Raw genomic sequence first — 13,501 nt, 5'->3', positions numbered from 1 at the left:
GCGCGCTGTGGGCGCGCGACGAGGTCCGGCACGTCACTGTTCCAGCGCCGCCTCGGCGGCCGCGACCTGCGGTCCCACCCGCAGCGCGTACGCGACGACGCCGCCGAGGAGGAACGTCGTGGCGGTGACCGCGGCGATCCGGTTGCCCGGCTCCTGCGCCATCCACAGCGCGACCTGCCGCCACTCCGGTCCGCCCGGTGCGGCCAGGAAAGCCCCCAGCGCAGCCCAGGCGGTCGGCACCTGCCAGGCGGCCCGCGCGCCGGCGAGCGCGGCCCCGAGTCCGACCAGCCCGGTCAGCCCGGCCGTGTTGCGGGCCAGCACGGACAGCGGCCCGAAGTCGGCGCCGAGCATGCGGGCGGCGGCCAGCAGCCCGACCACCGCCGCCCCGTACGCGAGCAGGTGCCCGGCCCGGCGCGGCGCCCACTGCCACGCGGCGGTCTTCTCCAGCGCCGGGTCGGTGCCGGCGAGCGTCGGCCCGAGCGGTGCCACCGCCATCGCGGTGGTGAGCACGGCGAGGCCGGCGGGCACCTCGGGACGGTCGCTGAAGGCGGACCAGGAGGCGGTCATCACCGCGACGGCGACTGCCGATCCGGCCAGGGCGGCGGGTAGCCGGCGGGACCGCACGTACAGCGGCAGCCAGCGGGTCACGGCGCGGCCCGGCCGGTGAGCGCCGGCATCAGGTCCGGCTCGCACCGCGCGGCCGCGTCCCGCAGCGCGGTGACCCGCCGCAACTGCTCCGGCTCGGGCAGCGCGCGCAGTTGCCGCACCCCGGCCCGGATCTCCTCCTGCTGCTCGTCGGCGTACCGGTATCCGGTCCAGGAGTCCCACAGCCGCACGGTGTCGGTGTCCAGCAGCCAGGCCGCGACGATCGCCGGGGCGATGTCGTCGCCGCTGCGCCCGCAGCCGGACCACCGGGTGCCGCCGCCCATGGCGATGCGCTCGGCCACGTCCGCGGCCCGGCCGGTGTCCGGATCGACCTCCAGGTGGAACTGCACGGTGCCGGGTGTGGGCTTGGGCCGGTGCCACTGCTCGCTGTCGTTGCTGCCGATGGTGTCCAGCCGAAGCTCCACCGCGCGGGTCGGCGCGTTCGGCAGCTTCGCCAGCGCGTGCAGCCCTCGCCGGGCCTCGGTGGTGACCTCGGGCAGCAGGTGCGCGTTGACGGCGGTGACGCACACCTGCGGCGTGCCGTCGGCGCAGACGTAGCGGCGCGCTTCCGCATCGAGCTGCCAGATGCCGGCGGGGCCCGGTACGCCGATCAGCAGGAGACCCACCACACCACCGGCGAGGCTCGCCGCCGCGCCGGCCCTGGTCAGCCAGGATCTGCCTGCCGCCAGCAGCAGGCCGGCCAGGACCAGCCCGGCGCCCAGCACGAGGCGGCTCAGCAGCAGCCGGTCGGACAGCGTCTCCCACGGGGTGTCCGGCGGCCAGGAGATCATGAGGGACGCGTTCGTCAGCCGGCTGCCCGTACCGCCGAGCATGGCCGTGCCCTCCTGCGCGACCAGACCGGCGGCGGCCAGCAGCGGCGGCAGCAGCGGTGAGGACCACAGCCGGCCGACCGCCACGCCGACCCAGGCCGCGCCCACCAGCACCAGCACGTCGATCAGGGGCCCGGCGAGTCCGCGTACGCCGAGGTGGGCGCCGCCGGAGGCGACCACCGCCGCGCTGGCGGCGAGCACGAGCAGGTGCGCGGCCGCGACGGCGACGCCGAGCGCTGCCATCGCTGGTAGCGCGCGCTGCCAGCGGGGCCGGCCGGTGCTGTTCATCAGTTCCTCGGCGCGGGTACGCCGGTCCCGGCGGCCCAGCACCGCGCCACCGGCGAGCGCGAGCGGCATCAGGAAGAACACGTCGGAGGCGTGCACGTAGCCCAGCCGCAGCCACTGGCCCTGCCAGAAGCTGTACATGCTGGCGGTGCCGAGGGCGCCGACGGCCAGCAGCAGCACCGCCACGGCCGGCGCGTTGGAGCGGCGCAGTTCGATGCGTACCTGTCTGATCATCAGGCGCTCCGGTGCTGCTTGAGGAGGTGCGAGTAGCCGCGCTCGGCGGCGCTGTCGCCGACGCCGCCGGTCTCGCCGTGGCGGATCAGGTCGGCGGGCAGGCCCTGGAACACGCGGGTGCCGTGGTCCATCAGGATGACGTCGGAGCAGGCCGCCACCACGTCCTCCACCAGGTGGGTGGAGACCAGCACGCAGGCGTCCGTGCCGAGTTCCCGGATCAGCTCGCGGAACTCGACCCGCTGTTCCGGGTCCAGGCCGACTGTCGGTTCGTCGAGCAGCAGCAGGTCCGGTTCGTTCACGATGGCCTGGGCGATGCCGGCCCGGCGCAGCATGCCGCCGGACAGCGACTTGAGCTTGGCGTCGGCCCGGTCGGTGAGGCGTACCCGGTCGATGGCCTGCTGGGCCGCGCCCGGCACCGCCGAGGCGGGCATCTCCCGCAGCCAGGCCACGTACTCGACGTACTCCCGGACGGTGAACCGGGGGTAGTAGCCGAACTGCTGCGGCAGGTAGCCGAGCCGGCGGCGCACCGGCCGCAGCTCACGGGACGCGGTGGCGTCCGCGCCGAGCAGCCGCAGCACGCCGGCGTGCGGCTTGACCACTGTGGCGAGCGCACGCATCAGGGTGCTCTTGCCGGCGCCGTTCGGGCCGAGCAGCCCGTGCACGCCGGCGCCGAGCGTCAGGCCCAGGTTGTCGACTGCGAGGTGCCGCCCGGCCTTCACCGACAGCCCCACCGCCTCGATCCGCCAGGCGTGCCGGGTCGGCGCCACCTCGTCGGCGCTCACTGCGCGTACCAATGTCGTCTCCTTCTTCGGGCAGGGTCGGTCGCGGCGCCGGACGGGCGCCGTGTCGTGGTGGTGCGGTTTTCGGGGTCAGCGCCAGGCGGCGGGCCGCCGCAGGTGTTCGGCGCGCAGCGTGGTCAGGAGGGTGAGCACGGCGGCGGCCGCCGCCCAGGCGGGCATGGTGGCGGGCCGGAGCAGGGCCTCGGTCGCGGCGGCGGCGCGGGCCGCGTCGGCGTCGCCGGTGAACGACACGGCCGCGACCACGGTGAGCCAGCCACCGCCGAGGACGGCGGCGGCCAGCGGCACGCCGACGCGGCTGCCGAGCAGCAGCGTCGCGGCGGTGAACGTCAGGCAGGGCAGCAGCCACAGCGCGGGGTTGCGGCCGACCGCCAGCCCGGCCACCGCGAGCACCGGCGCGACCAGGAGCAGAACCGCGAGGGTACGGCGAAGCAGCAGTTCCAGCCCCGCGCGGGCGGTGCCGGCGACCACCTCCCAGTTCGGGTTGGCGCGGCGGGACCAGGCCACCGCGAGCCCGGCCAGCGGCGCCACAGGTGCCAGCAGCAGCACCGCCGAGGGCTGCTCCGGGTAGTTGCGGTCCAGCAGCACCGCGGCGAGGATCGCCGTGCACGTCATGGCCGCCCACGCCAGCAGCGACCAGTCGGTCCAGCGCAGCCACCACCGTCGCAGCGGGCGCCGGCGCACCGGTCGTGGCCCGGTGCGGGCCTGCTCCAGGATCGTCTCCCGGGCGTCGCCGAGCAGGGCGCGAAGCGGCGGGGCGGCCAGCTCGCCGAGCCGGTCGCGGCACTCGGCGCAACCCTCCAGGTGCACCTCGATCGTCCAGGTGGCGGCGTCGTCGGGGCTGCCCGCGGCGTACGCGGCCAATGCCGGCGGGGGAACGTGAGCGGTCATGTCAGTGCCTCCCGTAGCGCGTTGCGGGCACGCCGCGCCCGGCTCTTCACGGTGCCCTCGGGCACCCCCAGCAGGACGGAGGTCTCCCGGACGGTCAGCCCGTCCAGGACCATCGCGGCGAGCACCGCCCGCAGTTCCGGCGCCAGCGCGTCCAGCGCGGCGCCCACCTCCGAGCCGAACGACCCGGCGAGCGCCTCGTCCTCGGCGGCCGGCGCGCTGCGGACCGGCAGCACGTCGGTCGGCACCTCCTGCACCCGGGCGCGCCGGCGCAGCGCGTCGACCAGGCGCCGGGCCGCGATCGTCCAGATCCATCCGGCGGCCGAGCCACCCGGCGCGTCCGCGCCGCCGGAGGGCCGGATCCCGCTGAACGAGCCGGCGGCCCGCCACACAGTCAGGTACGTGTCCTGGAGGACCTCGGCGACGATGCCGTCGTCCGCGCACCGCCGCCGCAGCCGGATCGCGAGCCACGGCGACGTACGCCGGTACAGCTCGTCGAACGCGTCCAGGTCGGCGCGCGCGACCCGCCGCAGCAGCCGCTCCTCGTCCTGTCGACTTCCTCCCACGCTCAGTTGGTCGTTCACGGCAACTCCGACGGATCACGGCGCGGCGTGACCTGGGTCACACCGCGCCGTGAGGGGCCGTCAGTCATTCCGCTGCGGCGAACGGTCCCTTCGGGCCGAACGCCAGCGCGGCGAACCGCTCGCCGATGCGGCGGTCGGCGGCCGGGTCGGGGTGCAGCTCGTCGGGCAGCGGCAGGGCGGCGTAGTCGGCCTCGCCGTACAGCTCCAACCCGTCGAGGTAGTGCAGGTTCGGGTCGGCGCCGGACCGGGACGCCACGATCCGGGCCAGCTCGGCGCGGATGACGCGCAGCGTGAGCCGGCCGGTGGCCACCTCGGCCGGGTCGCCGGTGGCCCGGAACCGGACCTTCCCGTCGACGAACTCGACCGCGCCCGGGCCGGGCGTGTCCTCCTGGATCGGGCACAGGACCGACGACACGACCAGCAGCGGCGTGTGCGGATGTCCCTCCCGGATCGTGTCCAGGAAGCCGTGCACGGCGGGGCCGAACGCGCGCAGCCGCATCAGGTCGCTGTTCACCACGTTGATGCCGATCTTGACGCTGATCACGTCGGCCGGGGTGTCGCGCATCGCGCGGGCGGTGAACGGGTCGAGCAGCGCGCTGCCGCTGAACCCCAGGTTGACCAGCTCCACGCCGGCGAGCGTGGCGGCCACGGCCGGCCAGGTGCCGGTGGGGCTCTCCGCGTCCGAGCCGTGGCTGATCGAGCTGCCGTGGTGCAGCCACACCCGGCGGCCACCCGTGTCGGCCGGCTCGACCGGCGCGTCCGTGCGCAGCGCCACCAGCTCGGTGATCTCCCGGTGCGGCAGCCAGATCACCACCTCCTTGTCGGCGGCGGGCAGGTCGGTGAAGCGCACCGTGCCGACCGGACCCGGCTCGACGCCGGACGTGCCGGCGGCCAGGTCGATGGTGAGCACCTTGCCGCCGTCGGCGGTGGCCTGACCGGCGAGACGGCCGTCGACGACCAGGTCGTAGCGGCCGTCTGGACGCGGGCCGGTGCCCCGGTAGACCATCCTCGTGGGCAGCACGTCCAGCTCCACGACTGTGGCGCGGGTACGGAACACCAGCCGTACGCCCGACGGCATCGCTTCGGCCATCGTCAGCTGCGGGTCGGTGTTCTGTGCCCGGGCCCACGCGGGCAGCCGGTGCGGCAGCACCCCGTCCGCTGTCTGTTCCAGGTCGAGCGCGCCGCGCAGCAGGTCGGTGGTGATCGGGGTGGTGATGTGCGGGGATGGCATGATCCCGATCCTGCCCCCGGATCCCGGGGGGTGGCCACCTGATTAGTCCGACAGACCGGACTCGTCACGCTGGGTCAGTCGGTGAGCACCCGCTCCACGTAGCGGGCGATCATGGTGGCGAGGACCCGGTCCGGGTCGGTGGCCCACACCTCGGCGTTGAAGATCTCCACCTCGACGTCACCGGTGTACCCGGCGGCCTCCACCGCGTGGCGCAGCGGCGGGAAGTCGATGTGCCCGTCGCCCATCATGCCGCGGCCCAGCAGCACGTCGGCCGGCAGCGGGGTGAGGAAGTCGCAGACCTGGAAGCTCGCGATCCGTGCCCCGGCGCGGGCGATCTGCCGCCACACGTCCGGATCCCACCAGACGTGGAACGTGTCCACCACGACGCCGACCTGCTCGGCCGGGAACGCCTCGGCCAGGTCGAGCGCCTGCCCGAGCGTGGACAGCACCGCCCGGTCGGCGCAGTACATCGGGTGCAGCGGCTCCAGCGCGAGGCGTACCCCCCGCTCGCGGGCGTACGGCGCAAGCTCGGCCAGCGCGTCGGCGACCCGCTGCCGGGCACCCGCCAGGTCGCGGGAGCCGGGTGGCAGGCCGCCGACGACCAGCACCAGGCAGGCGGCGTCCAGCGCGGCGGCCTCGTCGATCGCGCGCCGGTTGTCGGCGAGCGCCTCGACCCGGCCGGCGTCGTCGGCGGCGGTGAGGAACCCGCCCCGGCACAGCGACGACACCCGGAGCCCGGCATTCGCGACGAGCCGCGCGGCGGCCGGTACGCCGATCTCGGCCACCGGCTCGCGCCACAGCCCGATCGCCGGGATGCCGGCGCGTACGCAGCCGTCGACCGCCTCGGCCACCGACCAGCGCTGCGTGGTGCGCTGGTTGAGCGACAGCCGCGCCAGCCGGGCATCGGCGGTCATCCGGGCACGCCCGCGACGTCCAGGTACGCGCGCATCCGCCGCGCCGCCAGGTCCGGGTCGCGCAGCAGCCCGGCGGCGTCGGCCAGCCGGAACGCCTCGACCAGGTGCGGGACGCCGCGCCCGCCGTGCAGGCCGCCGACCATGGTGAAGCCCGGTTGCCGTCCGTTCAGCCAGGACAGGAACGCGATGCCCGTCTTGTAGTACGGCGTGGGCGGGGCGAACAGGTGCCGGGACAGCGGCACCGTCGGGTCGAGAATCGCCCGGAACCCGGCCGGATCGTCCGCGTCGAGCCGTCCCAGCGCGGCCGACGCGGCCGGGGCGATGGCCGCGAACGCTCCGAGCAGCGCGTGGCTGAACCGCTTACCGTCGCCCTCGATCAGCTCCGGGTAGTGGTAGTCGTCGCCGGTGTAGACCTTCACCGCGGGCGGTAGCAGCTCCCGCAGCCGTACCTCCCGGCCGGCGTCCAGCAGCGACACCTTCACCCCGTCGACCAGGTCGGCGTGGGCGTGCACCAGCGCGGCGAACGTGGCGGTGGCCTCGTCCAGGTCGGTCGAGCCCCAGTAGCCGGACAGTGCCGGGTCGAACATGTCGCCGAGCCAGTGCAGCACCACCGGCGTGCCGGCCTCCCGCAGCACCCGTTCGTAGACGCGCAGGTAGTCCTCCGGGCCGGTGGCGAGCGCGGCGAGGTGCCGGCTGGCCATCAGCACCGGCGTGGCGCCGTACTCCTGGACGACGGCGACCTGCTCGGCGTACGCGGCGACGACCTCGTCGAGCGTGCCGGGCACGCCGATGAGCTGGTCGGTGCCCGCCCCGGCGACGATCCGCCCGCCGCACGCGGCGGCCTCGGCGGCGCTGCGCCGGATCAACTCGCGGGTGGCCGCCCAGTCCAGCCCCATCCCGCGCTGCGCGGTGTCCATCGCCTCGGCCACCCCGAGGCCCCACGACCACAGGTCACGCCGCACCGCGAGCGTCGCGTCCCAGTCCAGCCCCGCCGGGCGGCCGGGGGAGTTGTCGGCGTACGGGTCGGCGACGACGTGCGCGGCCGCGTACGCGATCCGGGTTGCCGGTGGCCCGGACGGCCGTCGCCACGCGGGGGGTTCCCGCAACGTCAGCCGCTCGGTGCCGCCGCCCGGTGCGGGAAGCGTGATGTGCGTGCTCACCGGGGGATCTCCTCGATCGTCACCCGCCGCCCCTCGCGGGCCGAGCGCAGCCCGGCCTCGGCCAGTTGCACGCCCCGGGCGCCGGCGAGGAAGTCCCACGGGAACGGCTCGTCGTCGACGACGTGGCGCAGGAAGGCCTCCCACTGCACCTTGAACGCGTTGTCGTGCTCGCCGTTGTCCGGCACTGTCTGCCACTGCGCGCGGAACGCCTCGGTGACCGGCAGGTCGGGGTTCCATACCGGCATCGGGGTGGCGCCCCGGTGCTGGATACGGCAGTCGCGCAGCCCGGCCACGGCGCTGCCGTGCGTGCCGTCGACCTGGAACTCGACCAGTTCGTCCCGGTGTACGCGGACCGCCCAGGAGGAGTTGACCTGCGCGACGATGCCGCCGGCCAGCTCGAAGATCCCGTACGCGGCGTCGTCGGCGGTGGCCCGGTAGCGGGTGCCGGTCTCGTCGACGCGCTCGGGGATGTGCGTGGCGGTGACAGCGGTGACGGCGGTGACCGGGGCGATGATCTGCTCCAGCACGTAGTGCCAGTGCGGGAACATGTCCAGCGTGATGCCGCCGCCGTCCTCGGCGCGGTAGTTCCAGCTCGGGCGCTGCGCGGCCTGCCAGTCGCCCTCGAAGACCCAGTAGCCGAACTCGCCGCGCACGGACAGGATCCGGCCGAAGAAGCCGCCGTCCACGAGTCGCTTGAGTTTGCGCAGGCCGGGCAGGAACAGCTTGTCCTGCACGACGCCGTTGCGGACGCCCTTGGCGGCGGCGAGCCGGGCCAGCTCCAGCGAGGCGAGGAACCCCTCGGCGAGCGGCTTCTCGGTGTAGACGTGCTTGCCGGCCTCGATCGCCGCCCGGATCGCCTTCTCCCGCTGGGTGGTCACCTGCGCGTCGAAGTAGATCTGGTGGGCGTCGTCGGCGAGGGCCGCGTCCAGGTCGGTCGTGTACGCCGACAGCCCGTGCCGCCCGGCGATCTCGGCGAGCCGGTTCTCGTCGCGGCCCACGAGTGTCAGCTCGGGCCAGATCCGGCTGCCGTCGCGGGCCGGTACGCCGCCCTGTTCGCGGATGGCGAGCAGGGACCGGACGAGGTGCTGCCGGTAGCCCATCCGGCCGGTGACGCCGTTGAGGATGATGCCGACGGACGTGCGTTCCACTGTGCCTCCCGGCGGTGAATGCGCTTTCAGTAAGCGCTTTCAGGGTGCTACCGTAGCCACGCCGGAACACCGGGTCAAGACGTTCCGCAGGGAGACGCATCGATGTCGCACGTGACGCTGGAAGACGTGGCCAGGGCGGCCGACGTCTCACTGGCAACCGCCTCCCGGGCCCTCAACGGCAGGCGCGTCACCCCGCACCTGCACGACCGCGTCCTGGCCGCCGCCGCACGGCTCGCGTACACCCCGAACGCCCACGCCCGCGCGCTCGCCGGCGCGTCCCGGCGCAGCGTCGGCGTGGTCTGCCACGACGTCACCGACCCCTACTTCGCCGCCGTCGCCGGCGGCGTCATGCGCGTCGCCGCCGACAACGACCTGCTGGTCATGCTGGCCAGCACGTTCCGCGACCCGGAACGGGAGATCGCGTACGTGTCGATGCTGCGCGCCGAACGCGCCCCGGCGATCCTGCTCATCGGCTCCGGCTTCGAGGACCCCCGCTGGGAGCGGGCCATGGCCGCCGAGCTGGCGCCCTACCTCGACGGCGGCGGCCGGGTCGCGGTGGTCAGCCGGCACCGCACCCTGAAGGTCGACAGTGTCCTGCCGGAGAACCGGGCCGGCGCCGCCGAGCTCGCCCGCGCGCTGCTCGGCCTGGGGCACCGCCGCTTCGCGGTGCTCTCCGGCCCGCCCGAGCTGACCACAGTCGCCGACCGGCTCGGCGGGTTCCGCGACGAGCTGGCCGCCGCCGGTGTCACGCTCGACCCGGGCGCGGTGGCCGAGGCGGCGTTCACCCGCGACGGCGGCTACCGGGCGATGACCGAGCTGCTCGACCGCGGGCTCGACGCCACCTGCGTCTTCGCGTGCACCGACGTGATGGCCGTCGGCGCGTACGCGGCGTTGCGCGACCGCGGGCTGTCGGTGCCCGGCGACGTCTCGGTCGCCGGTTTCGACGACATCCCTGTCGTGCGTGACCTCACCCCGCCGCTGACCACAGTGGCGCTGCCGCTGCACCGGCTCGGCGAGGAGGCGATGAAGCTGGCCCTGACCGAGAACGCCGGTCGCCGCCGCCGGATCGTGCGCCTGCCCGGCGAGGTCGTGATGCGGGCCAGCACGGCGCCGGTCGCCTGATCCCGGCCGGTAGGGTGCCGTCATGATCGAGGACGCACCGTGCCGCTGACGAACCCCTGGCTGACCGGTCCGACGCCGACGAGGAAGCTGGACCGGGACCGCCTGGAGGAGCGCATCCTCAACCTGCTGTCGTCGCAGAACATGTGCGTGCTCGCCACGGCGGGGCCGGACGGGCCGCTTGCCACGCCGGTGCGCTACTACCCGCTCGACTTCACGCTGATGTTCACCGCCGCGCCACGCTCGCCGAAGATGCGCAACATCGCCGCCGATCCACGGGTGTCCGTGGGCGTCTTCGCGCCGCTGGTCGGCCTGGCCAGCAGCCGCGGCGCGCAGGTGTTCGGCACCGCCCGGGTGCTCGGCCCCGACCACCCCGACCGGGCCCGCCACTGGGCCGCGTTCCGCTGGGAGAACGAGCACGCCGAGCGGGGCCGGTCGCTGTCCGAGCCGCCCGAGGACCCGCTCGTGGTGATCGAGGCCGACCGGATCGTCTACACCGAACACTGGCTGCGCCGCGAGGGCTACGCCCCACGTCAGCACTGGCGTCGCTGACGCCGTTCCACCCAGGCGCGCTACGGGCCGGTGGGGGAGCGGGTGGCGCGCAGCAGGTTGCCGGCCAGGCGCAGGTCCGCGCCGCCGACCCTCGCGAGCACGTCGATCCGCTCGGCCGTCACCTGCGTCCAGAGCGGGTCGGGGAAGGCCGCGCGCAGCGTGTCCGCGTCCAGGCCCCAGCCCTCGCCCGCCTCCGGCGACACCGCCAGGACGAACACCGCACCACCGGGCGCGGTCAGGCGCGGCAGCAGCGCCAGGTAGTCGCGTACGGCAGCGCCCCGCCGGTCCAACGAGTGCAGCAGGCCGGAGTCGAACACCGAGTCGTACGGCACCGGCGGCACCGGGATCGCCGTCGCGTCGCACACCTCGAAGCGCGCCGGCAGGCCCGCCGCGGCGGCCTTGGCCCGGGCCTGGTCGATCGCCACCGGTGAGATGTCGACGCCTGTCACGTCGTGGCCGCGGCGGGCCAGCGCGAGCGCCAGCTCACCGGTGCCGCAGCCGACGTCGAGCACGCGCGGGCCGCGTACCCCGGTGTCGAGGACCGCGGCGAGCGCCGGCTGCGGGCCGCCGATCTCCCAGGGCGGGCGCTCGGCGTCGCGATAGAGGCGGTCGTAGTGGACGTCGTCCGGCTCGTCGGTCATCGCGTACCCCCTCGGTCGGCGCGGCCACCCCCGAGCGTGTCACGTCCGGCGGTGGTCCGTGCCCCCGCCGCGGGTCAGAACCGCAGGCGGCGCAGGTAGCGGTAGCCGACGGCGGCGGTCTGCTGCGGCGTCACATCAGGGGTGTCGTTCTCCACGATGTACTCCATCACCTGGTGCCCCCGGAAGATCCGCGCGAAGTCGATCATCCCGGTGCCCAGGTCGGCCATGTCGCCGGTGGCCGGGTCACGGTCCTTGACGTGGTACTGCAACACCCGCTGCGGCGCCGAGCGGATCACGTCGAGCGTGAAGCCCTCCGGGTCGTCGACGCCCTCGCCGGAGTTGATGCCGCCGGTGACCGCCCAGTAGATGTCGATCTCCAGGTGCACCAGGCGCGGGTCGAGTTCCTCGGTCAGCACGTCCCATGGCCGCCTGCCGTTGCCGAAGTCGATGGTGAACTCGTGCGCGTGGTTGTGGTAGCCGTACCGCAGGCCCGCCTTGCGCGCGGCGGCGGCCTCGACGTTCATCTGCCCTGCCCAGCGCTTCCAGTCGTCCTCGCGGTCGGAGTTCAGGTACGGCACCACCATGAACCGCTGGCCCAGCGTCCGGGCGTTCGCGATCTTCTCCTCCAGCGCGGCGGCGTCGGCGGCGATGCCGTCGTGGCTGGAGCTGGCCTTGATGCCGATGCCGTCCAGGAAGCGGCGCAGCTCCCGGGCGGTACGGCCGAAGTAGCCGAGCGCCAGCTCGACCCGCGGGTAGCCGATGCGGGCCAGGTGCGCCAGCGTCGCGTCGTAGCCGGGTGAGCCGTTGAGCGCGTCGCGGACCGTCCAGAGCTGGAGGCTGATCAGTTCCTTCGGCACCGGGCGCCGGCCGTGATGGTGCCCGCCGGCCTGGGCCGCGGTCGCGCCGAGCCCGGTGGCGAGGCCGATTCCGGCGAGCGCCGCCAGGGAGCCGCGCAGCAGGTCGCGCCGGTCCAGCGACTGCCGTAGCGCCGTCTGTCCGTCGAATCCGTAGCACATGGTCGTACTCCTTATCGCCTGTGCGCCGACGCTACAAAAGCCATGTCGATATGTCTATGGCTTTCGGTGCTTCGAGTCTGACTTTCGATCGGCGTGGCGGAAAGTCGGGGACTGTGCGTCGCCGGCGCCGCGTGGCAGGCTCGGGGCGTGGCCGCATACGACGTCGCTCTCGTCCTGCTCGTCGACCCGACCGGCGCGATCCTCATGCAGCACCGCGACGGCAACGCGCCGGTGTCTCCGTACCAGTGGAGCCTGCCCGGCGGCAGCATCGAACCCGGCGAGACACCGGAGCAGGCCGCCCGCCGCGAGCTACGCGAGGAGACCGGGCTGACCGCCGGTGAGCTGCACCTGCTGTGGAGCGGCCCCCGCCCGCACGAGGACAACTTCCCGCACACCGTCACCGTGTACGTCTTCCGCGGCGCCACCGACGCCCGGCAGGAGGACGTGGTGCTCGGCGAGGGACAGGCGATGGTCTTCGTGCCCCGCGATGAGGTGCTCGACCGCGACCTGGCGGTGAGCGCCGCGAAGGTGCTGCCGCTGCACCTCGCGGAAACCGCCTAGCGCCCGGTCAGCGCCCCCGCCAGCACGCCGGCGAACCGGGGGAGCAGCTCGTCGTCGGGCAGATGATCCGGGTTGATCTCGGTGACCGACAACCCGGCGAACCGCGGGCTCGCCACCAGCTCCGTCAGCGTCGCCGCCGCCTCGCCGAGGCTGAGCCCGAACGGCTCCGGCACGTCCGCCAGCGGCGCGTCCACGAAACTCAGCACGTCCACGTCGAAGTGCACCACGAACCGGTCGGCCGCACCCTCGGCCACCGACCGGGCCCGGCGCGCCGCCGCCCGCGGGTCGGCGTGCACCTCGTCGGCCGGCACGTACGCCAGCCCCAGCTCCGCCACCAGCTCCCGCTCGTGGTCACCACGGGGCAGCGAGTCCCCGTACACCACCACCCGCTCCGGCGACAGCAGCGGCACCGCCGGACCGACACCCGCCACCTCGGGCAGCGTCCCCGGCAGGCCGAGCATGTGCGCCAGCCCCATCGCGTCCAGGTTGCCGTTGGCGCGGGTCTCCGGCGTGTAGAGATCCGGCCCGCCGTCCACGTACACCAGCGCGGGCGACAGCCCGGCCCGCGCGCAACCGGCGACCAGGCCGACAGTCACCGTGCAGTCGCCGCCGAGCACCAGCGGCGCGCGCCCCCGGCCCAGCGCCGCCGCGACCCGGTCGGCCACCGCCGAGGCGACGGCGGCCACCGCGCCCGCGTTCTGACCCCTGGGGTACGCCGGATCCGGCCGCCACCGGAAGCCCGGCACGTCACCGGCGTCCTCGACGTCGGCGCCCAGCAGATCGAGCAGACCCGCGGCGCGCAGGGCGACGGGTGCGCGTTCGATGCCGGGGGTGTGGGCACCGGCGCTCGACGGCGCTCCGACAACCGTCCACTGACGAGGGTCCATCGCCCCACC

Annotated in this window: 15 protein-coding genes; 3 read left to right on the top strand and 12 right to left on the bottom strand. The window is 74.6% G+C overall.

Features of this window, described 5'->3' with window-relative positions; translation table 11 throughout:
• Window positions 1-33 precede the first annotated feature (33 nt).
• The 9 genes from IF06_RS0118320 to IF06_RS0118280 form a co-directional block, all read right to left on the bottom strand.
• Window positions 34-648, bottom strand: a complete 615-nt coding sequence (locus tag IF06_RS0118320) for a hypothetical protein (protein ID WP_030272439.1) — start codon at window positions 646-648, stop codon at window positions 34-36.
• Window positions 645-1,994 (bottom strand): hypothetical protein, encoded by a 1,350-nt coding sequence (locus IF06_RS0118315; protein ID WP_030272437.1) that lies wholly within the window; start codon window positions 1,992-1,994, stop codon window positions 645-647. Before IF06_RS0118315 ends, IF06_RS0118320 begins: the two co-directional genes overlap by 4 nt.
• The gene (locus IF06_RS0118310; protein ID WP_030272435.1) at window positions 1,994-2,788 is read right to left on the bottom strand and encodes an ATP-binding cassette domain-containing protein; all 795 of its coding nucleotides are present in this window, start codon (window positions 2,786-2,788) and stop codon (window positions 1,994-1,996) included. The genes IF06_RS0118315 and IF06_RS0118310 overlap by 1 nt, the downstream gene beginning before the upstream one ends.
• A 75-nt stretch (window positions 2,789-2,863) precedes the next feature.
• A complete protein-coding gene (locus IF06_RS0118305; RefSeq protein WP_030272434.1) occupies window positions 2,864-3,682 on the bottom strand; it encodes a hypothetical protein in 819 nt (272 codons plus the stop codon).
• Complete coding sequence (locus IF06_RS0118300; RefSeq protein ID WP_157551504.1) at window positions 3,679-4,263, bottom strand: RNA polymerase sigma factor; 585 nt, start codon at window positions 4,261-4,263, stop codon at window positions 3,679-3,681. The genes IF06_RS0118305 and IF06_RS0118300 overlap by 4 nt, the downstream gene beginning before the upstream one ends.
• Before the next feature lie 64 nt (window positions 4,264-4,327).
• Complete coding sequence (locus IF06_RS0118295; protein WP_013286194.1) at window positions 4,328-5,494, bottom strand: SGNH/GDSL hydrolase family protein; 1,167 nt, start codon at window positions 5,492-5,494, stop codon at window positions 4,328-4,330.
• A 74-nt stretch (window positions 5,495-5,568) separates the two neighbouring features.
• Window positions 5,569-6,408 carry a sugar phosphate isomerase/epimerase family protein gene (locus IF06_RS0118290; RefSeq protein ID WP_013286195.1) on the bottom strand — a complete coding sequence of 280 codons (840 nt, stop codon included), beginning with the start codon at window positions 6,406-6,408 and terminating at the stop codon, window positions 5,569-5,571.
• Window positions 6,405-7,568, bottom strand: coding sequence for a dihydrodipicolinate synthase family protein (locus IF06_RS0118285; RefSeq protein WP_013286196.1), 1,164 nt, complete (start codon window positions 7,566-7,568; stop codon window positions 6,405-6,407). The genes IF06_RS0118290 and IF06_RS0118285 overlap by 4 nt, the downstream gene beginning before the upstream one ends.
• A complete protein-coding gene (locus IF06_RS0118280; RefSeq protein ID WP_013286197.1) occupies window positions 7,565-8,716 on the bottom strand; it encodes a Gfo/Idh/MocA family protein in 1,152 nt (383 codons plus the stop codon). Before IF06_RS0118280 ends, IF06_RS0118285 begins: the two co-directional genes overlap by 4 nt.
• Window positions 8,717-8,818: 102 nt before the next feature.
• Between IF06_RS0118280 and IF06_RS0118275 the strand changes: the two genes are divergently transcribed.
• On the top strand, window positions 8,819-9,838 hold the full coding sequence (locus IF06_RS0118275; protein WP_013286198.1) for a LacI family DNA-binding transcriptional regulator: 1,020 nt from the start codon (window positions 8,819-8,821) through the stop codon (window positions 9,836-9,838).
• Between the two features lie 39 nt (window positions 9,839-9,877).
• The gene (locus IF06_RS0118270) at window positions 9,878-10,387 is read left to right on the top strand and encodes a pyridoxamine 5'-phosphate oxidase family protein (protein ID WP_030272429.1); all 510 of its coding nucleotides are present in this window, start codon (window positions 9,878-9,880) and stop codon (window positions 10,385-10,387) included.
• 20 nt (window positions 10,388-10,407) lie between these two features.
• Here the strand turns inward: IF06_RS0118270 and IF06_RS0118265 are convergent, their stop codons facing one another.
• Both IF06_RS0118265 and IF06_RS0118260 read right to left on the bottom strand, forming a co-directional pair.
• Window positions 10,408-11,028 (bottom strand): class I SAM-dependent methyltransferase, encoded by a 621-nt coding sequence (locus IF06_RS0118265; RefSeq protein WP_030272428.1) that lies wholly within the window; start codon window positions 11,026-11,028, stop codon window positions 10,408-10,410.
• A 74-nt stretch (window positions 11,029-11,102) separates the two neighbouring features.
• On the bottom strand, window positions 11,103-11,885 hold the full coding sequence (locus IF06_RS0118260) for a sugar phosphate isomerase/epimerase family protein (protein ID WP_420063443.1): 783 nt from the start codon (window positions 11,883-11,885) through the stop codon (window positions 11,103-11,105).
• Window positions 11,886-12,191: 306 nt separating this feature from the next.
• Between IF06_RS0118260 and IF06_RS0118255 the strand changes: the two genes are divergently transcribed.
• Window positions 12,192-12,605, top strand: coding sequence for an NUDIX hydrolase (locus IF06_RS0118255; RefSeq protein WP_030272423.1), 414 nt, complete (start codon window positions 12,192-12,194; stop codon window positions 12,603-12,605).
• Here IF06_RS0118255 and IF06_RS0118250 read toward each other — a convergent pair.
• A complete protein-coding gene (locus IF06_RS0118250) occupies window positions 12,602-13,492 on the bottom strand; it encodes an arginase family protein (protein WP_030272421.1) in 891 nt (296 codons plus the stop codon). The two genes, IF06_RS0118255 and IF06_RS0118250, sit on opposite strands and share 4 nt — an antisense overlap.
• Between the last annotated feature and the right edge of the window lie 9 nt (window positions 13,493-13,501).

It is taken from the genome of Micromonospora globosa (genome assembly GCF_000717585.1).
GTDB classification, from domain to species: domain Bacteria; phylum Actinomycetota; class Actinomycetes; order Mycobacteriales; family Micromonosporaceae; genus Micromonospora; species Micromonospora aurantiaca.
Note: the sequence above shows the minus strand (reverse complement) of the source record. Positions and strands in the feature narration are given on the sequence as shown.

Bases quoted from the DNA above. Each gene is read 5' to 3' on its own strand.
- IF06_RS0118315 (WP_030272437.1), bottom strand. From the start codon at position 1,994: ATGATCAGACAGGTACGCATCGAACTGCGCCGCTCCAACGCGCCGGCC.
- IF06_RS0118305 (WP_030272434.1), bottom strand. From the start codon at position 3,682: ATGACCGCTCACGTTCCCCCGCCGGCATTGGCCGCGTACGCCGCGGGC.
- IF06_RS0118295 (WP_013286194.1), bottom strand. From the start codon at position 5,494: ATGCCATCCCCGCACATCACCACCCCGATCACCACCGACCTGCTGCGC.
- IF06_RS0118290 (WP_013286195.1), bottom strand. From the start codon at position 6,408: ATGACCGCCGATGCCCGGCTGGCGCGGCTGTCGCTCAACCAGCGCACC.
- IF06_RS0118275 (WP_013286198.1), top strand. From the start codon at position 8,819: ATGTCGCACGTGACGCTGGAAGACGTGGCCAGGGCGGCCGACGTCTCA.
- IF06_RS0118265 (WP_030272428.1), bottom strand. From the start codon at position 11,028: ATGACCGACGAGCCGGACGACGTCCACTACGACCGCCTCTATCGCGAC.
- IF06_RS0118250 (WP_030272421.1), bottom strand. From the start codon at position 13,492: ATGGACCCTCGTCAGTGGACGGTTGTCGGAGCGCCGTCGAGCGCCGGT.